Below are 20,617 nucleotides of genomic sequence, written 5' to 3' on the forward strand. Positions count from 1 at the left end.
GCCAAAAACCACCTTGTCAAAAGCAAGGTGGTTTTTAGCCAAATAAAACTATGAAAAAAACAGGCATTTTTAACACAAGCATTTGACCTATTTTGCACCTTTACTTATTAGATAAATTTGACAAAAAAATTCAACCAATGAAAACTAAACTTAAAGTAACAATCACTTGCTTGTTGACTATCATTTCAGTCATCTCTCATGCTCAACTTCCTCATTTAGATAAAACAGGTAATGCTGTCAAACTAATGGTGGATGGCAAACCATTTATCATTTTAGGTGGAGAATTGCACAATTCCACAGGCTCGGACAAAGTAGCCTTGAGCAAAGTTTGGAAGGAAATGAAAGACTTAAACCTCAACACAGTTTTGGCTTACGCTTACTGGGAATTATTAGAACCAAAAGAGGGACAATATAATTTTCAATTGGTAGATGAGGTGATTACTGGTGCTAAAAAAGAAAATATCAAGGTGGTTTTAGTTTGGTTTGGTGCATGGAAAAGTACCGCCTCTACTTATGTACCTGAATGGGTAAAAACTAACCCTAAACGCTTCCAACGATACACTCTCGAAAATGGAAAAACATTAGAGATGCTGTCGCCTTTTAGTGACGAAAACCGCAACGCTGACGCAAAAGCTTACGCTGCCTTGATGCAACACATCAAAGAGGTGGACAAACAACATACCATTATCATGACCCAAGTTGAAAATGAGCCAGGTTGTTTTGAAAACTATCGTGATTTGTCTACAGATGCCTTAAAAGCTTGGCAAAGTCCAATGCCTGTTGAAATGCTCAACTATTTAAAAGCGAATAAAGGAAAACTTTTTCCTGCACTCGAAAAAGCGTGGGCAGCAAATGGCAACAAGACCCAAGGCACTTGGGAAGAAATATTGGGCAAAAGTACTGAGCAAGGTGAGTACAAATTCTACACGGAGGAGTTGTTCATGTCGTACTACTATTCAAAGTACATCAATTATATAGCTGAAAAAGGCAGAAAAATATATAATCTTCCTGCTTTTTGCAATGGTTGGTTATACAATAAAAGAGGCTTTTACCCACATGCTACCATCAATCCACATGTTTTGGATGCTTACAGAGCTGGTGGCAAGGCTTTAGATTTTTACTCGCCCAATGTCTATACGATTGAATACGACGAACTTTTTGATGCTTACACTTCCAATGGCAACACCCTTTTTATTCCAGAAAGTTCGCTAATGCCCGCAGGAGCATTCTATGCTATTGGAAAATATAATGCTTTGGGTTTTGCCCCATTTGGAATTGATGGCGAAAGAATGAAAAGTAAAGAAAATATCAATAATTTGAATCTACTGAAAAGCACTTACAAAGCCATTTCACAAATGACCAATGTCATAGCTCAAAACTATGGAAGTGATAAAATGAAAGGTGTTTATCTTAATCCTATTAAAGAAAAACAAGAACTAAACTTGGGTGATTACAAATTGGTGGCAAGTAGCTCTCGAAAACCAGGTTTTAGTATTGATTTTGGTAAATCTTTAGAGGAGGCAGGAAAAGCTAAAATGTCTTTTGGGCCACCAAGTACTGAGACAAAAGAAGACAAAGCTAAGGCTATGCCAGCAGGGCCATTTGGGCCGCTTCCAGAAGAAATCGGCTCGGCCATCGTCATCCAAAATGCTTCTGATGAATTCTATATAGTTGGTTATGGAGTAAAACTTGACTTTGCTTTAAAGGATGGAATAAAATTTAATCATCTCGGTTTTCTTTCGATTGATGAAGGCCATTTTGAAAATGACAAATTCGTAGCCACCAAACGCTGGAATGGTGATGAACAAAAAGTTAGTTTGGCAGGAGATAAAATTACAACATTAAAAATCAGACTATACAGATTCTAATAGCGAAACATCATGAAAAACAACATATTTATATCCTTTGCTCTGCTATTCAGTAGCATTTTTAGTTTAAAAGCACAACAAACTTATCCTTTCCAAAACGTAGATTTGCCGATGGAGCAAAGAGTAGATAATGTAATTTCTTTGATGACACTTGAAGAGAAAGTTGCTTTTATTTTTGATTATAAAGTTCCTCGCTTGAATATCGCTTCGCCTGGTAGTGCTGAAGGAATTCACCAAGCATTAGTAAAACCGCCTCAGATGGGTGCAAAGCCAATTCCTACTACATCTTTTGCTCAAGTCTATGGCATGGGAGCTACTTGGAATCCTGCTTTAATGAAAAGGGCGGGCAATGTAATGGCTTACGAAGCTCGGTATGCTACACAAAATGAAAAATACAAACTATCATCATTGGTACTTTGGGGACCAACCACTGACCTTGCCCGTGATCCTCGCTGGGGAAGAAATGATGAAAGTTATAGTGAAGACTCATTTTTGGTTGGAACGATGGCAACAGCAGTTAGCAAAGGTATTCAAGGTGATAATCCTAATTATTGGATGGCTGGTTCATTACTCAAACACTTCTTTGCCAATAGCAACGAAACTACTCGTGGGAGGTCATCATCGAATTTTGACAACAGACTCATGAGAGAATATTATGCAGCCCCATTCCAAATGGTTTTTACTAAAGGCGGTGCAAAATCATACATGGCTTCTTACAATGCTTGGAATGGTATCCCAATGACAGTTCATCCAATGTTGAGAGATGTGGTAGCAAAAGAATGGGGAGCCGATTGGATTATATCTTCCGATTTTCTTGCCGTTGACCATGTATCAAATCAGCATAAGTATTTCAAAACTAAAGAAGAGACAGTCGCTGCTGCTATTAAGTTGGGGATGAATCAGTTTCTTGATTTTGGTGGTTTAAGCAAAAATATCAATAAGGCTTTGACCGATAAGTTGCTTACAGAAACAGATATTGAAAAAGCGATTAGAGGTAAAGTAAAAGCATCATTGAAGTTAGGCTTACTTGATAATTCTGATAAAAACCCTTATAAAACGATTGGCACTAATGGAGAATCTGAGCCTTGGAACTCGGAAAAACACAAAGCAGTAGCACTTCAAGTAGCTCGTGAGTCGGTAGTTTTGCTCAAAAATACTAATCATACTTTGCCATTAAATAAAGGAAACATAAAAACAATTGCTGTAATTGGACCTCATGCCGACTCTGTTTTATTTGATTTTTACAGCGGAGCTACTCCTTATGCAATCAGTATTTTGCAAGGCTTGAAAAACAAATTGGGGTCGAATGTAAATATTAAATTTGTTCCTAATAATGAATACAATGCTGCGGTAAATGCTGCAAAATCAGCCGATTATGTCATTGTAGTCATAGGAAACGATCCAATGTGTGGAACAAAAAACCTTGGTGAAGCTTTTAACTTTGATAGCTCTACCAAAGAATGCAAAGAATGTGGAGAAGGAAGAGAAGGCCGTGACAGACAATCACTCGACCTACCTGCCGAAGATTTAGTAAAAGAAGTTTTCGCTGTAAATCCCAAAGCCATCGTTGTGCTTACCTCCAGTTTTCCTTATGCCATCAATTGGAGTCAAGCTCATGTGCCAGCCATTATGCACATTACACACGCTGCTCAGGAACAAGGTACTGCCATTGCAGATGTTTTATTTGGAGATTATAATCCAGCAGGAAGATTGGTGCAAACTTGGCCAAAATCACTTGACCAACTGCCTCGCATGATGGATTATGATATTACCAACGGGCGTACTTATATGTACTTCAAAGGTGAGCCACTTTATCATTTTGGTTATGGGTTAAGCTATAGTACATTTGATTACGCAAACCTGAAGTTAAGTAGTGCAACCATGTCAAAGAACGGAAGCATTACAATAACAGCGGACATTAAAAATACAGGAAGTCGTGATGGCGATGAAGTAGTTCAATTGTACATCCAACATCCTCAATCAAAAATAGTTCGTCCTATCAAGGCATTAAAAGGTTTTGAAAGAATCAATTTAAAGGCGGGAGAAACTAAAAAGGTTACATTTAAAATTGATGCTGAATCGTTGGCTTGGTGGAATGATAAAACTGCTGCTTGGGAAGTAGAAAGCGGTTCTGTAAAAGTTTTGGTAGGCAGTTCATCGCAGCATATTAAATTGCAAAATGCTTTTACAGTGAATAAATAGATTTTGAAAATTAACCCTAACCTCTAATTTATACAATGAAAAAAGGCTTTTTTACATACGAAAACGGCATTGTGCTTCTCATGGCACTTACATTTGGATGCTTATTTTTCGATCGATTGGCACTTAATTTTTTGATGCCCTATGTAGCCAAAGATTTAAACTTAAATAATACTCAAATCGGGCTTTTAGCTGGAGCTTTGTCATTGGCTTGGGCATTTTCGAGTTTTTTCTCAACCGCTTGGGCGGAAACAAACAACAAGAAGAAAACCGTTTTCATCATAGCGGTCTTTATATTTTCGGTTTGTTCATTTGGTTCGGGCTTGGCTACATCTTTCATTACATTATTACTTGCACGCTTAGTAATGGGCTTTGCTGAAGGTCCAGTTATTCCTTTGGCACAGAACTTTGTTGAGCGAGAATCTTCACCAAATCGTTTAGGCTTAAATGCTGGTATATTACAAGCATTTGGTTCGGCATTATTTGGATCAATTTTAGCCCCCGTACTTTTAGTGCAAATTGCTGAAAACATCGGTTGGCGAAGTGCTTTTTTTGTAGCTGGTGCTCCAGGCTTATTATTAGGCTTGTTAGCTTGGAAATTTGTCAAGAAATCAACTGCAGAAAGTGTTGAGGTTAAAGACAAATCAACTATTAATATTTCAGAACTTTTACAGTATAATAATATTAAGTGGGGAATCGGAGCAGCTTGTTGTATTTTCGGTTGGTGGTTTGCTACTTTACCATTTATCTCCAATTACTTCGTCAATGTTCAGGGAATGTCTGCTGACGATATGGGTAAAACTATGGGACTTTTGGGTGTTTCGGGTCTTGTGTCTTCCATTATTGTCCCTGCACTTTCTGATAAAATCGGTCGTAAAAAAGTCCTCATTATTTTTATGATTATGGGAGCATTATTCCCTTTTGCAGTATATTATTTGGCTGGTTCTACCATTCATTTGCCTGCTATGTTTGTTACTTATTTTATGATGGGTAGCATTCCTTTGGTGGCAGCCGTAATTCCATCCGAATCTGTTCCTGAACATTTGAAAGCCAAAGCCATCGGCTTAATAACAGCGATAGGAGAAATTGTAGGCGGTGTACTTGTTCCAGCATTAGCTGGTATCCTTTCCGATAAAATCGATCCTTCTGCATTTTTATGGGTTTCGGCAGCATTGGCTTTAGTGGGTTTATTGTTTATATTTAAATTAGAAAATAACGCTTTAAAAGAATAGTTTTACAAGAAAGAATTCTTAAATCTTAATAAAAAATGAAAATAACATATTTTGTTTCGGCACTCATGCTTTGTGCATCAATGTCGGTTTCAGCTCAAAAAAAATGGGACGAAACCCCTAAGGGCACATTTAATCTTATCAAAAATCAAGGCGGACAAACCCTTGGTTATTCACCAACTTCTGGTGTAAAAATATTGACAGTTAATTGTTTGGCATTCAAAGATTTAAACAAAAATGGCAAACTTGATAAGTTTGAAGATTGGCGTTTACCAGCCGACCAACGTGCAAAAGATTTATCATCAAAACTTAGTGTAGAAGAAATTGCAGGTTTGATGTTATATTCTGCTCATCAATCTATTCCTGCACGTGCGGGAGGGTATTTTGCAGGAACATATAATGGTAAACCATTCAAAGCAGGCGAAACTGACCCCAGCGATTTGACAGACCAGCAGAAGAAATTTTTGAAAGAAGATAATCTTCGTCATGTATTAATTACGACCGTACAAACACCAGCTATTGCTGCTCAATGGAACAATAAATTACAGGCTTTTTGTGAAAGCGTAGGTTTTGGAATTCCCGCCAATAATAGCACCGACCCTCGCCACGGTACAAGAGCAAAAGCCGAATATGATGCCGCTTCAGGTGGAGAGATTTCGATGTGGCCTAACTCCTTAGGTATGGCAGCTACGTTTGATCCAACTTTGGTACAAAAGTTTGGTGAAATTGCAGCTACTGAATACCGTGCTTTGGGTATCACAACAGCACTTTCTCCACAAGTTGACATTGCTACCGAACCTCGTTGGGCAAGATTCAACGGAACTTTTGGTGAAAGTCCTTTGCTTTCGGCAGCGATGGGACAGGCTTACTGTGATGGTTTTCAAACGACCAAAAACTCACTCACAGGTTGGGGTGCTGGAAGTGTAAATGCAATGGTGAAACATTGGCCTGGCGGTGGTTCAGGAGAAGGCGGTAGAGATGCTCACTACGGTTCAGGTAAATATGCAGTTTATCCAGGCAATAATTTCAATGCTCACCTAATTCCATTTTTACAAGGTGCTTTCAAATTGAAAGGAAAAACACAAACAGCCTCTGCCGTAATGCCTTACTACACTATTTCTTGGAATCAAGACACAAAAAATAAAGAAAATGTAGGTAATAGCTATAATAAATACCTAATCAACGATTTGCTACGTACCAAATATAAATATGATGGGGTAGTTTGTACTGACTGGGGAATTACTGGCGAACACAAAGTACTTGACCAGTTTTTAGATGGGCGTTCTTGGGGTGTTGAAAATCTAAGCGAAGTTGACCGTCATTATAAAATCTTAATGAATGGTGTTGATCAATTTGGAGGAAATAACGATGCAAAACCTATCATTGAAGCTTACAAAAAAGGCGTTGCTGAATTTGGCGAAGCTAAAATGAGAGCCAGAATGGAGCAATCGGCTGTTAGATTATTGAAAAATATCTTTAGAGTAGGTGTTTTTGAAAACCCTTACTTAAATCCTGACGAAACCCAGTCAATAGTTGGAAAACCTGCATTTATGAAAGCAGGTTACGAAGCTCAATTAAAATCGGTTGTATTACTTAAAAATCAGAAGCAAACGTTGCCAATTACTTCAAAAAAGACCGTTTATGTTCCAAAACGTTTCACGCCAGCCAGTCGTAATTTCTTAGGTGTTGAAACGCCTGCTTCTACTGACTATCCTGTAAGTGTTGATTTAGTAAAAAAATATTACAATGTAACCGACAATGCCGATGAAGCTGATTTTGCCTTAGTTTTTATCCAAAATCCTGCTGCAACGATTGGCTATAACAAAGATGATTTAAAAGCTGGTGGCAATGGTTATTTTCCGATAAGCCTACAATATGGCGATTATACCGCTACCGAAGCCCGTGAAAAAAGTATTGCGGGTGGCGATCCATTAGAAAAATCAAATGATAGAGGTTATAAAAATAAATCAACAAAAACTGCCAATATCGCTGATGCTCAATTGGTTGCAGAAACAAAAGCAAAGATGAAAGGTAAGCCCATGATTGTGTCAATTTTCACATCAAATCCTATGATTTTTAGTGAAATTGAGAAAGATGCTTCAGCTATTTTAGTCAATTTTGGGGTGCAAGACCAAGCTCTATTTGAAATAATTTCTGGAAAAACAGAACCTTCGGCTCTTTTGCCAATGCAAATGCCTGCCAACATGATTACAGTTGAAAAACAAGCTGAGGATGTGCCTTATGATATGATTCCTCACAAAGATTCAGAAGGAAATAAATATGATTTCGGCTTTGGAATGAACTGGAAAGGTGTGATACACGATGGTAGAGTTACAAAATTCAAAAAGTAAAATGGAAAATCCGATTAGGAGAGTAGTTACAGGTCACACTAATGATGGCACAGCCATTTTTACTTCTGATGAATCTTATGAAACCATTGTGATTCCAACAGGAGATGCTGCAATGGCAACTATCTGGACAACTGCCACAGTGCCAGCCGATTGTAATGACGAAATTGACGGTAGAAATAGAGATGCAGGAACAACTCTCAAAGGTGGTTCGGTAATTCGAGTAGTAGATATGCTACCTAATGCTTCATCGCCTTTACACCGAACGAATAGTATTGATTATGGCATTGTGCTAAGTGGAAAAATTGAATTAGAACTTGATCATCAAGTATTTAAAACAATCGAAGCTGGAGGAATCATCGTGCAACGAGGTACCATTCATCAATGGAGAAATCCGAGTAGTGACGAAATTTGCCGAATCGTTTTTGTACTAACAGAAGCAAAACCGTATGAAGTAAATGGCGTAGCTTTGGAAGAATGTATGATACATTGAATTTGGAATAAGGAAGTGGGAGTTTGGAATTAAAAAATTCCCAATTCCAAACGCTCAATTCCCAATTAACTATGAAAGATTTATTTGATTTAACTGGTAAAACTGCTCTCATCACTGGCTCAACCTCAGGTATGGGCAAAGCTATTGCTCATGCAATGGGTGTTTTTGGTGCAAAAATCGTAGTTTCGAGCAATGATACAGCAGGTGTAATACAAACTGTTGAGGAATTTCGTTCGGCAAATATCGAAGCTATTGGAGTTGAGTGTGACATGGGCAATAAAAGTGACATTGATGTTCTTTTTCAGCAAGCAATTAGCACTTTTGGGAAGATTGATATTTTAGTAAACTGTGTAGGTATCGCTTCAATCGGTGGTTTTTTAGAAATAAATCAAGAGAATTTCGAGAAAACAATGAACATTAATCTGCAAGCGGCTATTTATCTTACCAAATTGGTTCTCCCACCCATGCAAGCTCAAAAAGATGGGGTAATTATCTATTTAGCAAGTATCGCTGGGGTTCGTGGCAACAGATATTTAGGACTTTATGGCATTTCAAAAGCTGGGCTAATCGAATTAGCCAGAAATTTAGCCGTTGAGTTTGGTCCAGATAATATTAGAGTAAATACCATTTCGCCAGGCATGATCAATACACCTTTTTCGGAATCTTTAATGAAAAATGAAGAATTTATGAAAAAACGTTTGGTACAAACTCCGCTCCGAAAAGTTGGAGAAGTTGAGGAAATTGCTGGTGTAGCCGTCATGCTTGCCTCAAAAGCAGGTGGTTTTATTACAGGGCAAAATATTATAGTTGATGGCGGAACTACGATTAGTGATGGAAATTGATAAGAATTGGAAATTACGATTTGGGGGTGTGGAATCAATCTATTCGTAGCAATTAAAATTGAATAAATAAAATGAGATTTAACAACAAAATATGCTTAGTAACGGGTGCAGCATCAGGAATTGGGAAAGCAACCGCCTTGTCTTTTGCCAATGAAGGTGCAAAAGTTGTCGTTTCAGATATCAATGAAGAGGCAGGAAATTTAGTAGTTGATGAAATAAAAAATAAAGGACAAGAAGCTATTTTTGTGCAATGTAATATTGGGAAAAGAGAAGATATTGCTAATTTGATAAACACAACCATTCACATTTTTGAAAGAATTGATTATGCCGTCAATTGTGCTGGAATTGCAGGAAAAGTATCATTACCAGTACATGAATATCCTGAAGAAGATTGGTTGAATCAAATTCAAATAAATCTGATTGGAACTTGGTATTGTGTGAAGTTTCAGTTAGAACAAATGATGAAACAAGGTGGTGGAAATATCGTTTGTGTTTCTTCGGCCGCAGGTTTGGTTGGACAACCAGAAAACTCGCCTTATGCCGCTTCTAAGCACGGTGTGAATGGCTTAGTGAAATCAGCCGCCATAGAGTATGCTACCAAAAATATCAGAATAAACGCTATTTGTCCAACTGCCATCGAAACGCCAATGATTATGCACGGTCGTAGAAATTTGGCAGAAAATCCTATTGCATTAGAGCAAGCCAAAAATCATCAAAGAATGAAACGCATGGGACAACCTCAAGAAGTAGCCGATGTAGTTCTATGGCTTTGCTCCGACCAGTCAAGTTTTATTACAGGTCATTGTATGGCAGTCGATGGTGGAGCTTTTGCATAAAATTTAAACGTTTAATGAATACTATGAAAAATCTCTTTTTAATAATCACTATTTTATTGGCAACCTGCACTTTCAATGCTCATGCACAAACCAAACCAACAAAAGCCTTCAAGCATATTGTAACGGTCACTTTCACTGAAAATGCTTCTCAAAAAGAAATTGAAGAAGTGGATACTTCTTTCAAAGGTTTGACAAAACTAAAAGTTGTGAAAGGATATGAATGGGGTATCGCTCCTATCACCGACCGAAACAAAGAAATTAAGCATACGTATGCTTTCACTTTTGCATCTTTAGAAGATTTAGATAAATACGCAACTTCGCCAGAACACCAAAAGCATATCAAAGTAGGTGTTGACATTACTAAAAAAGTTGAAGCCGTTCAATATTTTGTTGAGAAGTGATGGAACATGAGGCACAATTTCGTAGAGAAAATCTACAAAATTGTGCTTTATTGTGTTATTTTCCCTTAATCTTTTGCATACCAAAATGGAATAGTAACATATTTAGTCCACACTTTCTTGGGTAAACTATCTGTTTCTAATGCCCTTATATATAGTTGATTACGTCCAATTATGCACTTTTCGGTACTCAAATAGGTACTTATGCCTTTTGTTCTTTCAGAGCCATGCTCCTCATACAAAAACTCAACTGGGTGTAAAGTCGAATCATTTAAAGCGATTTGAAAATATTCGCCAAAGCATTCCAGACGAGCCTTATCTTTCAGTGAACGTTTTTCATGTCTTTCCAAATTTTCGGGTATTTTTGGCACTTTACAAATCTTCGACAAATCAGCATCAAGCACTTTTCCATAGTTGATAAATAGCTTAATGAATGGCTCTTGAATCACATCAGCCTGAATACTGGCTTCTGCTATTTCTCCATCAGCTCGTTGGTTATCATAAAAACTTGATTTCAATTGATAATCGGTGGAACCGCTTGAATAAAAATTGCGAGATTCTAAAAATGGCAATCCGTTATGTTCAAACAATTTTTTAGTATAAATGGACATTGCTAACACCATAAAAGTAATTGCAAACGAACTCATATACAGGTAGTATTTTTTGCGAGGCAAATTTGAAGCAAATACTAAATTGATATAATTGATAGGTTTATACATACCAAAATACAGCAAGGAGCTACTTTGTACTATTATTTTTAACCATTTTCCTAAAATAGGATGCTCTCGGTATTTCTCTTTAGTTCCAATAATAAAACCGAATGCACTCAAACAGAACCAAGCTATCAAAATAATTCTAAGAAAGTACATAACTTTTACATAATATTCTGGAATATATGTTTTAACCCCAACAATTAACAAAAACGATAATATATATATCAATGCAATCATAACACTAAACAATACCAAAATGAATGCTATCGAAAATATCTGACTACACCTTCTGTCTAATCGAATGATGAAATCGTCTAATTTGCCAAATGTCTTTTTGATACTTTCCCTTAATTCTGTATTAGTATTGGGCAGTTTTTCAAAAACAATTCCTTGTGGGAACACTGCCCGCAGCCCTACCATTGCAATCCAGAAAGCTCTGAGAATAAAATGAACAAAGAAAGTGGTTATCAATAAATAAGCTGAGGCCTTAGCAAAGCTATAGGCCAAAGTTGGGAGTAATACATTGCTAAGAGAATCTTTTGCCTGATAATTTTCAAAGTAATACGAAATCGCTTGCTCGATTAAGTCAGGAAGAAATGAGGTTGAAAAAATGGCTGCTCCTGAAACCACAAATTCCAAATTCCAGCTTTGATTCGATAATTCTTGTAACCAATTGCTTCTATCTTGTGTAGAGTTTTCCATGAAATGTGTTTAATTCTAATTTTAAGATTTTTGAATGTAGGCTTCAATAGTTGTTTTTGCAAGTTAGAAAAAAAAACTTTAGGATGATTTTCAAGCCAGATATTTTTCTTCGTACAGCTTTTGAAATAAGCAACATTGTTCATTTACATAAAATCAAAAACTTACAGTTATTGTCTTTTATCCGTTTATTTTTCAGATTTGAAGTAAATAGTTTCTAATAGATTGATGTAAAAACGTTGCCAGTTAAATCAAAATGGCGGCGTTTTTTTTGCCTTATACTAAGGCAATTTCAAGTCATATAATTTCAAATATCAAAACATTTACCTAATTCTTCCATATTTTAACATAAAATGATTGAATATGTATAACAATAGAATATTATTGACAATAAATTGTATTATTCATATATTAACTTTGTTCAACCGATTATCATCAAAATTCAATAAAAAAACTGCTTCTACTAAGCATAGAAAACAATTTTTATAAGCAATTGCTAATGTGAGGTTATTAACATTGTAAATACATCAAAAATGAAGTCAACCCAAACTCCCAAAGCGGGACTTCCGCAAGCCATTATCATTCTCATTATCAGTATTTTACCAATGATGGCAATTGTGGCACTCATGCCTGTGATTCCTGTCATTATTCAGCATTTTCACGATGTATCCAATATCATGACGCTCGCCCCATTGATAGTGGCGGCACCTGGGATTTGTGTAGCCTTGCTTTCGCCGTATGCAGGGTATTTAACTGATAAATTGGGAAGAAGAAAATTGTTGCTGATTTTTACATTATTCTATGGCTTTGGGGGTATTTTGCCTTTCTTTTTACAAGATTTTTCTTCTCTAATGGCTGGACGTTTATTGTTGGGTATTGGTGAAGCTTTTATTCTTACCATTGCCAATACACTTTTGGGTGATTATTTTGAAGAATCCGACCGTGCAAAATGGCTCATGTGGCAAAGTATCGCTGGTGCGGTGAGTGGTTTTATGCTTCTTTCGGCGAGTGGCTATCTCTCAAGTCTGGGCTGGAACTTTCCATTTTTGGTTTATAGCATCGCTTTTATCGTTACCATCGGCACCTATTTCTTTATTTTTGAGCCAAAAAGTACCTTAAAAAAGACAGATTTTGTTACTGAAAACAAAGCTACATTCCCATTGAAATTGATACTTCGCATCATAATTTTAACTATGCTGGCAGCTATACTTTACAATGTTTACATTATCCATTTTTCGATGGCTCTCAATGCAATGGGAATTGCTGACCAGCAGAAAATCGGTAATTATAGTGCCATTGCCAGTCTGGCAGTGCCTATTGGTGCTATGATTTTTAAGTATTTTTCCAATAGAAGTCCTCGTTTTCAATTCACATTATTGTTTGCATTGATTGGTATTGGCTTGATAGGCATAGGTTTATCGTCCATGATTGAGGTCACCATTTTGTTTGCTTGGGTACAGCAATTGGGTGTTGGCATGGCTATTCCTATTCTCATTGCATGGGCTATCAAAGAAGTTCCTGTTGAATTCAGAGGGCGAGGCATGGGTTTTTGGACTTGTGGGTTCTTTTTGGGTCAATTTCTCTCTCCACTGGCGGTTTCTGGAATGCGAAACCTTACAGGAAATATGTTAAACGCCTTTGTTGTATTCGGAGTTATTTGTTTATTGGTGGCCGCATCTAATGGTTTTTTGACAGAAAAAAAGCCATGATTTAAAGACAAAATAGCATAGAATATTTCTTAAAAAACAAATGATTTCTCTGAAAAATGCTCGAAAATAATTTAAATAAGGTCGTTCCAACTATTGATACGCAGCAACTTGAAAAAGTTTTGCTTGATGATGGTGTGCCTGTGGCTGAACTAAATCGCTATTCAAACAAATATTTTCATATCAATCGTTTGGAAGAATATCATAAGATAGGAGGACATTCATTAAAGTCAGATTCACAACCGAGAAGAATCAATATTTACAGTTTTTTCTTTCTTACCAAAGGCAAAAGTATCCGTAGCAATGGATTGGACACTTATGAATTTGGCGAAAATACCTTTTATTTTATTCCTGCCTATCAGATTACGATTTTCAATTCTTCGCTCAAAGACGTAGAAGGTTATTATTGCCATTTCAGTTTGGAGTTACTTACCCGTGAAACACCTCTCCAAGATGTGCTGCAAGAATTCCCTTTTTTGCAATTTAATAGTTACCCTTTGGTAAAAATTAGTGAAAAAGCTCGCAAAAATTCTGAGAATGTATTGGATAGGTTGATTCAAGAATACAATGCCGATGAAGATTGCAGAATCGATATTTTAAGCGTATATCTAAAAGCTTTGTTTAGTGAATTGAAGCCTTTTGTGGAGATTTCAAAACCAATTACGACCAATGCCATGAACAAAATAACAGAGCAATATAAAAAAGCTTTGGCGAATAACATTTCGGAGAAATTTAAAATTTCAGCGTACGCTGAGATGCTTAATGTTACGCCCAATCATCTTAATAAATGTGTGAAAATGACCACCAATAAATCGGCACACGATTTATTGGATGATATGCTATTGATTGAAGCAAAAGTGCTTTTAAAACAAACCAATCTGAATGTTACCGAAATCTCATACAAGATTGGAAAAAACTCATTGAGTGATTTCACTCGATTCTTTAAATCCAAAACTGGATTGCCCCCGAGTGAGTATAGAATTAGTAAAATTTAGTACAAAACTCACCAAAGTCTTTCCTCGTATTCTTTTTACTGATTAAAAAAACAAAAAATATGTTACAAAATATTCCAAAAACTGGCGTTTCGCTTTACTCTTATTCAGGCGAATTTGGGGTTTCGATGACCCTTGAAGATTGCTTTGCCGAAATGTACGATTTAGGCACAAATGGCTTAGAAATTCTTGCCAATGGTCATATTCAAGATTATCCAAACCCAAGTGATATTTGGCTCGAAGAATGGCACAGACTTTTGAAAATGTATGAGATAATTCCTGTAGAATATGGTCATTGGGTAGATTCAAGAAGATTTCCTGGAAGAGAATTAACAACCCAAGAGTCTTATGATAGCTTGGTAAAAGACATCGAATTGGCGAATAAATTAGGCTTTACTGTTTTACGAACCAAGTTAGGCGTTATTGATTTTGACTTAAATCCTGTAAATAATTGGCGAGAGTTTATCAAAAAAGCTTTGCCAGTTGCCGAAGAGTATGGTGTGGTAATGTGTCCAGAAATTCATCAACCGACCGAGTTAAACTCAAAAATGGTGAATGATTATGTGGAATTTATTGAAAAAACAGGTACCAAGCATTTTGGACTAAACATTGATTTTGGCATATTCCAGACTTCGGAAAGAATGGTTATTCCAGGATTTGACAATGAACCAAGCAAGCCAGAAGAATTAATCCCTTATTTGAAATACACCCATGCTTGCCATGCCAAGTTTATCCACATGACCGAGGATTTTATTGAACCAACCCATCCTTACGAGGCAATTATCAAAGTTTTGAAAGATAATCATTGGAATGGTTATATGCTGAGTGAATATGAAGGCAAAAACAAAGAAATAGCAGGGTATGCCTGCGACCAAGTGCGTAAACACCACGTAATGATCAACAGATATTTAAGCAAATAAATGCAATAACATGAGACTTTTAGAACAGAACTTAATACAATTAAGGGGTTTTCGGAATGTAAAGACCGCAGAAAAAACAATAGGCTTTCAAGTACCTATCCGACTCAAATATTATAGAGGAATTTGGGTATCACAATTACGAGCGGCAACAGTTTTCGTCAATGAGGACAAATTTGAAGGTGACCAAATTTTCTGGACAATCAACGGTCAGCATATTGAGCAAACCGACTTAGGAAATTGTACAGATATACATTGGAGCAGCATGGAAAGTGCCACACTCACCATAAGAAAGGAAGGTGGACTTGTTCCCGATGTCTACGATGTAAAAGTCGCTTATGACCTTAGTGCATCCTACCTCCCACCAGCCATTGACACGGGCTATTTTGATACAAAAGGCGAACGCCGCATGGTTTTAGTGAAATAACATATAAAGTTCAGGATAAACGCATTAAAAGAACAAATAAATTGAAAAGATTTATAAATACTTCCTTCTCTATCGTAGTTATGTCACATATTTTAATGCGTTTATCCTCAATAAAATCGGCAAAAACGAAATTAGTGATTTTGCCACCTTCTTCAAATCGCAAATAGGCATACAATCTTCTGAATAAAGATAATCAACTTGATTTTTTTGTATTTAGGAATATCATAAACTCTGATTTTTATTCAATTACAATAAAATGGATTGATTTTGAATGTTTTTGGATTAATTATGATTCACATCATATTAAATTAAAACTTAGTTTTGTATAAAATTTACTTTGAATATTATAATAAAAAGAAACGATATAAAAAATGGCAAAGAATCCTCATTATTTATCCCAATTGGCTTATGTTGAACTATTGAGTACGAACCTTGCTGAAACCGTAAGATTTTATACCGATATAGTTGGTATGGACGAAACAGGTCGTGATGAAAACTCTGTTTATCTGAGAGCTTGGGGGGATTATTTCTTTCATACACTCAAAATTACACAATCTGACACCAAAGGACTTGGTGCTGTAGGTTGGAGAGCTGACAGTGCTGAAGCTCTGGAAGAATGTGTGGCACATTTAGAAAACATTGGTGCTGGAAAAGGCTGGAGAGATGCCGACCTCGGACGAGGAAAAGCATTCAAATTTCAATCGCCTGATGGTCACAAACATGAAGTTTTTTGGGATGTCAAATGGCTCAGAGAAACAGGCGAAAAAGCCAGTATTTATGCCGACCGCTATTCAAGTAATCGCCGTAAAGGAGCCAATCCACGTCGGATTGACCATTTCACTTACTTAGTTGCTAAATTCCAATATGCCAAAGAAAAAGCATTTTGGCAAGGAATGGGTTTAAAAAATCCTGACGAAATCAGAATGGAAGACCATATTCCACCCATCGGAGGTCTATGGACAATTGGTAATCTTTCGCATGACATAGCTGTTTTCTCTGACCCGAATCTTGAACCTGGTCAAGGTATAGCCAATCATATTTGTTATAATCTTGATAGCCGTGAAGAGGTACTTTTAGCACTTGATTGGTTTACTGAAAAAGGTTATAAATCAGTTTGGGGGGCTCCTACTCGTCACAAAGCCGATGAAGGCTTTTTCTTCTACATCATGGAGCCACACACAGGAATTTTGCTCGAAATTTATGCTTGTGCAAGACTAATTTTTGCTCCTGACCACGGCCCAGATGTTCATTATTTAAAAGACAATCCAAATGATGCTTGGGGTTTAACCAATCCTTTTGCTGAAATGGCAAAAGGCAAAGTTGGTGGATTGGACAAGCCAGTTGATATTTGATTAATTTACGATTTATCGAATGACGATTTACGATTTTGTAAAGTCATTCGATAGTAACATAAATTTTCTCAATCGTAAATCTAAAATCGTAAATTCAAAATCAAAATGTGGCATTATTTTCCTGGGCAATATATGCCCTCTTATCAAGTAAATAGAGCATTGACGCAAGCACACTACGGTGGTGGCGAATTTGCTGAAATATTAGAAGTTGCAAGCGAAATCGACCCATCTGACCGTGAAAGCTTTAATAAAGCGTGGGTTAAAATGGGTGATAAAGTATATGAAAAAGCAGAACAATATGCTGCAAATGGGCAAAAAGTTTCTGCTCGCAGAACGTATTTGAGAGCCTTTAATTATTTACGTACAAGTGAATTCTTCATGAATTTGCACGATGAGCGTAAGATTCCTTATTATCTCAAATGTCGAGATGCTTTTATTAAAGCCATTCATCTCTTCGATGAAAAACCTTTGCAAATTGAAATTCCGTTCGAAGGTTCATCTTTACCCGCTTATTTATTTACACCAACTGGTGTTAAGAATCCTCCCGTAATGGTCATGTTTGGAGGTTTAGATAGTTTAGCTGAAGAGCTTTATTTTGGTATCGCTCAACATCTCAACGAACGTGGGATTGCTATGTTGTGTGTTGATGGGCCAGGTCAAGGAGCAGCATTAAGGCTAAATCATATTCATACAAGATATGATTATAATGTACCTGGAACTGCTGTTTTGGATTATATTATAGCCAATCTTGGAGAATATGTTGATACTTCTCGTGTAGGCATAGGGGCTGTTTCGATGGGCGGATATATGGCTGCACGTTGTGCTGCATTTGAGCCACGCTTTAAAGTGTGTATGATATTCGGGGCTGTTTGGTCTTATTATGATATTTGGAAAAATCGTCCAGACAATCATCCTTTAGCAGAAATTGTACAACATATTGTCGGAGCTGAGAACATGACCGAAGCTCGTGAAAGGCTAAAAGACTTTACCTTAGAAGGTGTGGCAGAGAAAATTCAATGCCCTACGTATATTTTGCATGGTGAAGATGACCGCCAGAATTTTGTTGAAAATGCTTATAAAGTCAATGATGCTTTAACCTGCGAGCATGTGATGGAGATAGTGCCAAAAGATGAAAGTGGGTCGGCACATTGCTCGGTAGATGACTTTACAAAATCTTTCAATATGTATGATTGGATTGAGAAAAAAATAAAAGCATAATCATTTAAGTAGATGGGATATTTTTGATTATTGTAATGTATTGATTGAAAGAGTTTTACGGAGTTTTACATTAATAATTTATCCTTAATAATTCATTATTACTTAATATTCAACCTTAAATAAAATGAGCAATATAAAAAAAATCTTAGTAGTTGGGGCTGGCATTGGTGGGCAATCAGTTGCTATTGGCTTAAAAAAGGCTGGCTTTGAAGTAGATCTCATAGAATTACATAAAGAATTTAATGTGTATGGAGTAGGTATCATTCAGCAAGCCAATGCTCTCAGAGCCTTAGATGCCATTGGTGTAGCCGACGAAGCAATGCGTAGAGGTTCGCCTTATGGAAAAGTAAAATTATGTTTACCTCATGGTATTCAAATCGGAGAAGCGGGGACACCACCGATAGGCAGATTTCCAAGTCATAATGGTATTTCTCGGAAAATACTCCACGAAGTATTATTTGAAGAAGCACAGAAAGTTGGTTTAAATTACCGAATGGGCTTATCCGTCGAAAACATTGATAATCAGCCTGATATTGTTAATGTAACATTTACTGATGGCACAGCAGACAGCTATGATATTGTGATTGCGGCTGATGGTGTCAATTCAAAAGTACGAAAACTTATTTTTGGAGAGTTCAAAACAAATTACGTTGGTTTATCTGTTTGGCGTTATGCTTTCAAGCGTCCTGCCAACTTAGATACTGGTTACATTTTCTTCAATAAAAAACACAAATTGGGAGTTATTCCGATGACAGCCGATTCGTGTTACATATTTTTAAATTCTGCCGAAGGTGAAAATCCTATCATTCCAGAAGACCAATTGGTAGAAAAACTAAAAACTTATATGTCGGCTTATCCTGTGCCTATTGTTCAGGAGCTAATTCCGCAAGTAACTGATGCTAAGTTAGTCAATTATCGAACATTAGAGACCCTCAAAATGCCTGCTCCTTGGTATAAAAACCGAGTCGTAGTTTTGGGAGATGCTGCTCATACTACCATTCCACAATTAGGGTCTGGTGCTGCATTAGCCATCGAAGATGCCGTTGTTTTGATAGAAGAATTGCAAAAAGAAGGGGAAGTATCAGAAGTTTTTGAGAGATACATGAAACGCCGCTACGAACGCTGCATGATGGTTGTTGATGTTTCAGAAACTTTAGGAGCTTGGGAACTACTCGAATACAATGACCAACCACTTCCAGAAGGTGCAAATATGGGTATGCTCATGGGCAAAACTGGTATGGCATTGACTGCGGAAATATAATTACTCAATGACGAGTTTCGATTTACGAATGACGAATTCGTAAATCGTTATTCGTAAATCGTCATTCAAAATGAAATTAATAACATTTTTAAATAAAAACCAAGAAAGCCGCATCGGTTGGCTACAAGGAGAAAAAGTAGTAGATATGCAATTGGCAAGTGAAAAACTGCCAACCGATATGCTCACTTTCATTGATAATCATGAAGAATATTTCAATATTATTAAAGATTTAGGTGAAGTTGAAGCTCATTATTCAATCGAAGAAATCAAACTTTTAGCTCCATTACCAAATCCTCGAAGCATAAGAGATTATATTGGTTTCGAAATGCACATGCTCAATGCTTCAAAATCTTTTGGACATACAGTCGGAGCGGCTTGGTACGAAATGCCTATTTTTTATTTTACCAATCACCACAATGTTTTTGGACCAAATGACGAGATAAAAAGACCTGCAAAGGAAACAAAACTGGATATTGAGCTTGAAATCGCTTGCATAATTGGCAAAAAAGGCTCTGATATTAAGATGGAAGAAGCCAAAGACTATATTTTTGGATACACCATTTTCAACGATTGGACGGCAAGAGCTATTCAAAAAGTAGAAATGACCATTCCTCTTGGGCCACACAAAGGCAAAGATTTTGCTAATGCTTTTGGACCTTGCATAGTTACCGCCGATGAATTTGAACAATACGAAGTACCGTTTGCAGAAAGTTATTTTGAATCACCTCTGAAAGTTCCAACAGTACAAGATGCCAGATTTGATATAAAGATGACTTCAAGAATCAATGGTGAAACAATTTGTGAAGGAAATTACAAAACCGTTCATTATACTTTTGGACAAATGCTCGAAAGAGCTTCTGAAAATGGCGTAAACATAATGCCAGGTGATATTTTAGGTTCAGGAACAGTTGGTTGGGGAAGTTTAATTGAAAATAATTTCACTGTTCATCGTCCACTTGAGCCAGGAGATGTGGTAGAATTAGAAATTGAAGGAATTGGGGTTTTGAGAAATAAAGTAGTGTAGTTGTTACTGGGAAATTTGTTACTGGTTATTAGAAAATTAGTTTATTAATTCAGCAGCTAACCAATAACCAGTTCCCAATTAACTAATTCCCCAAT

The 20,617-nt window shown here is 36.7% G+C and carries 17 protein-coding genes; 16 read left to right on the forward strand and 1 reads right to left on the reverse strand.

Annotation, left to right across the window (positions count from 1 at the left end; translation table 11 throughout):
- Positions 1–137: 137 nt before the first annotated feature.
- From ACQUQZ_RS17575 to ACQUQZ_RS17610, 8 genes are all read left to right on the forward strand, one after another.
- Positions 138–1,868 (forward strand): DUF5597 domain-containing protein, encoded by a 1,731-nt coding sequence (locus ACQUQZ_RS17575; protein WP_435356389.1) that lies wholly within the window; start codon positions 138–140, stop codon positions 1,866–1,868.
- A 12-nt stretch (positions 1,869–1,880) separates the two neighbouring features.
- Positions 1,881–4,070: a glycoside hydrolase family 3 C-terminal domain-containing protein gene (locus tag ACQUQZ_RS17580; RefSeq protein ID WP_435356390.1), complete on the forward strand. Its 2,190-nt coding sequence runs from the start codon at positions 1,881–1,883 to the stop codon at positions 4,068–4,070.
- A gap of 35 nt (positions 4,071–4,105) precedes the next feature.
- On the forward strand, positions 4,106–5,299 hold the full coding sequence (locus ACQUQZ_RS17585; RefSeq protein WP_435356391.1) for an MFS transporter: 1,194 nt from the start codon (positions 4,106–4,108) through the stop codon (positions 5,297–5,299).
- A gap of 35 nt (positions 5,300–5,334) precedes the next feature.
- On the forward strand, positions 5,335–7,647 hold the full coding sequence (locus ACQUQZ_RS17590; RefSeq protein WP_435356392.1) for a glycoside hydrolase family 3 N-terminal domain-containing protein: 2,313 nt from the start codon (positions 5,335–5,337) through the stop codon (positions 7,645–7,647).
- Position 7,648: 1 nt separating this feature from the next.
- Positions 7,649–8,137 (forward strand): cupin domain-containing protein, encoded by a 489-nt coding sequence (locus ACQUQZ_RS17595; protein ID WP_435356393.1) that lies wholly within the window; start codon positions 7,649–7,651, stop codon positions 8,135–8,137.
- 71 nt (positions 8,138–8,208) lie between these two features.
- The gene (locus ACQUQZ_RS17600) at positions 8,209–8,979 is read left to right on the forward strand and encodes an SDR family NAD(P)-dependent oxidoreductase (protein ID WP_435356394.1); all 771 of its coding nucleotides are present in this window, start codon (positions 8,209–8,211) and stop codon (positions 8,977–8,979) included.
- 71 nt (positions 8,980–9,050) lie between these two features.
- A complete protein-coding gene (locus ACQUQZ_RS17605; RefSeq protein ID WP_435356395.1) occupies positions 9,051–9,815 on the forward strand; it encodes an SDR family NAD(P)-dependent oxidoreductase in 765 nt (254 codons plus the stop codon).
- Between the two features lie 23 nt (positions 9,816–9,838).
- Positions 9,839–10,216, forward strand: coding sequence for a Dabb family protein (locus ACQUQZ_RS17610; RefSeq protein ID WP_435356396.1), 378 nt, complete (start codon positions 9,839–9,841; stop codon positions 10,214–10,216).
- A 65-nt stretch (positions 10,217–10,281) separates the two neighbouring features.
- On the opposite strand, the gene ACQUQZ_RS17615 is transcribed toward ACQUQZ_RS17610, so the two are convergent.
- Positions 10,282–11,628 carry a hypothetical protein gene (locus tag ACQUQZ_RS17615; RefSeq protein WP_435356397.1) on the reverse strand — a complete coding sequence of 449 codons (1,347 nt, stop codon included), beginning with the start codon at positions 11,626–11,628 and terminating at the stop codon, positions 10,282–10,284.
- Positions 11,629–12,158: 530 nt separating this feature from the next.
- Here ACQUQZ_RS17615 and ACQUQZ_RS17620 point away from each other — a divergent pair.
- From ACQUQZ_RS17620 to ACQUQZ_RS17655, 8 genes are all read left to right on the forward strand, one after another.
- Positions 12,159–13,334: an MFS transporter gene (locus ACQUQZ_RS17620; protein WP_435356398.1), complete on the forward strand. Its 1,176-nt coding sequence runs from the start codon at positions 12,159–12,161 to the stop codon at positions 13,332–13,334.
- A gap of 56 nt (positions 13,335–13,390) precedes the next feature.
- A complete protein-coding gene (locus tag ACQUQZ_RS17625) occupies positions 13,391–14,326 on the forward strand; it encodes a helix-turn-helix domain-containing protein (RefSeq protein ID WP_435356399.1) in 936 nt (311 codons plus the stop codon).
- 59 nt (positions 14,327–14,385) lie between these two features.
- The gene (locus ACQUQZ_RS17630) at positions 14,386–15,243 is read left to right on the forward strand and encodes a sugar phosphate isomerase/epimerase family protein (RefSeq protein ID WP_435356400.1); all 858 of its coding nucleotides are present in this window, start codon (positions 14,386–14,388) and stop codon (positions 15,241–15,243) included.
- A gap of 10 nt (positions 15,244–15,253) precedes the next feature.
- Positions 15,254–15,667: a C-glycoside deglycosidase beta subunit domain-containing protein gene (locus ACQUQZ_RS17635; protein ID WP_435356401.1), complete on the forward strand. Its 414-nt coding sequence runs from the start codon at positions 15,254–15,256 to the stop codon at positions 15,665–15,667.
- A gap of 371 nt (positions 15,668–16,038) precedes the next feature.
- On the forward strand, positions 16,039–17,019 hold the full coding sequence (locus tag ACQUQZ_RS17640) for a VOC family protein (protein WP_435356402.1): 981 nt from the start codon (positions 16,039–16,041) through the stop codon (positions 17,017–17,019).
- Between the two features lie 105 nt (positions 17,020–17,124).
- Positions 17,125–18,237 (forward strand): alpha/beta hydrolase family protein, encoded by a 1,113-nt coding sequence (locus ACQUQZ_RS17645; protein ID WP_435356403.1) that lies wholly within the window; start codon positions 17,125–17,127, stop codon positions 18,235–18,237.
- A 124-nt stretch (positions 18,238–18,361) separates the two neighbouring features.
- Positions 18,362–19,498, forward strand: coding sequence for an FAD-dependent monooxygenase (locus ACQUQZ_RS17650; protein ID WP_435356404.1), 1,137 nt, complete (start codon positions 18,362–18,364; stop codon positions 19,496–19,498).
- A 70-nt stretch (positions 19,499–19,568) separates the two neighbouring features.
- On the forward strand, positions 19,569–20,522 hold the full coding sequence (locus tag ACQUQZ_RS17655) for a fumarylacetoacetate hydrolase family protein (RefSeq protein WP_435356405.1): 954 nt from the start codon (positions 19,569–19,571) through the stop codon (positions 20,520–20,522).
- The last annotated feature ends 95 nt before the right edge of the window (positions 20,523–20,617 follow it).

Origin of the sequence: Emticicia sp. SJ17W-69 (assembly GCF_051209875.1) — a bacterium.
Lineage (GTDB): Bacteria > Bacteroidota > Bacteroidia > Cytophagales > Spirosomataceae > Emticicia.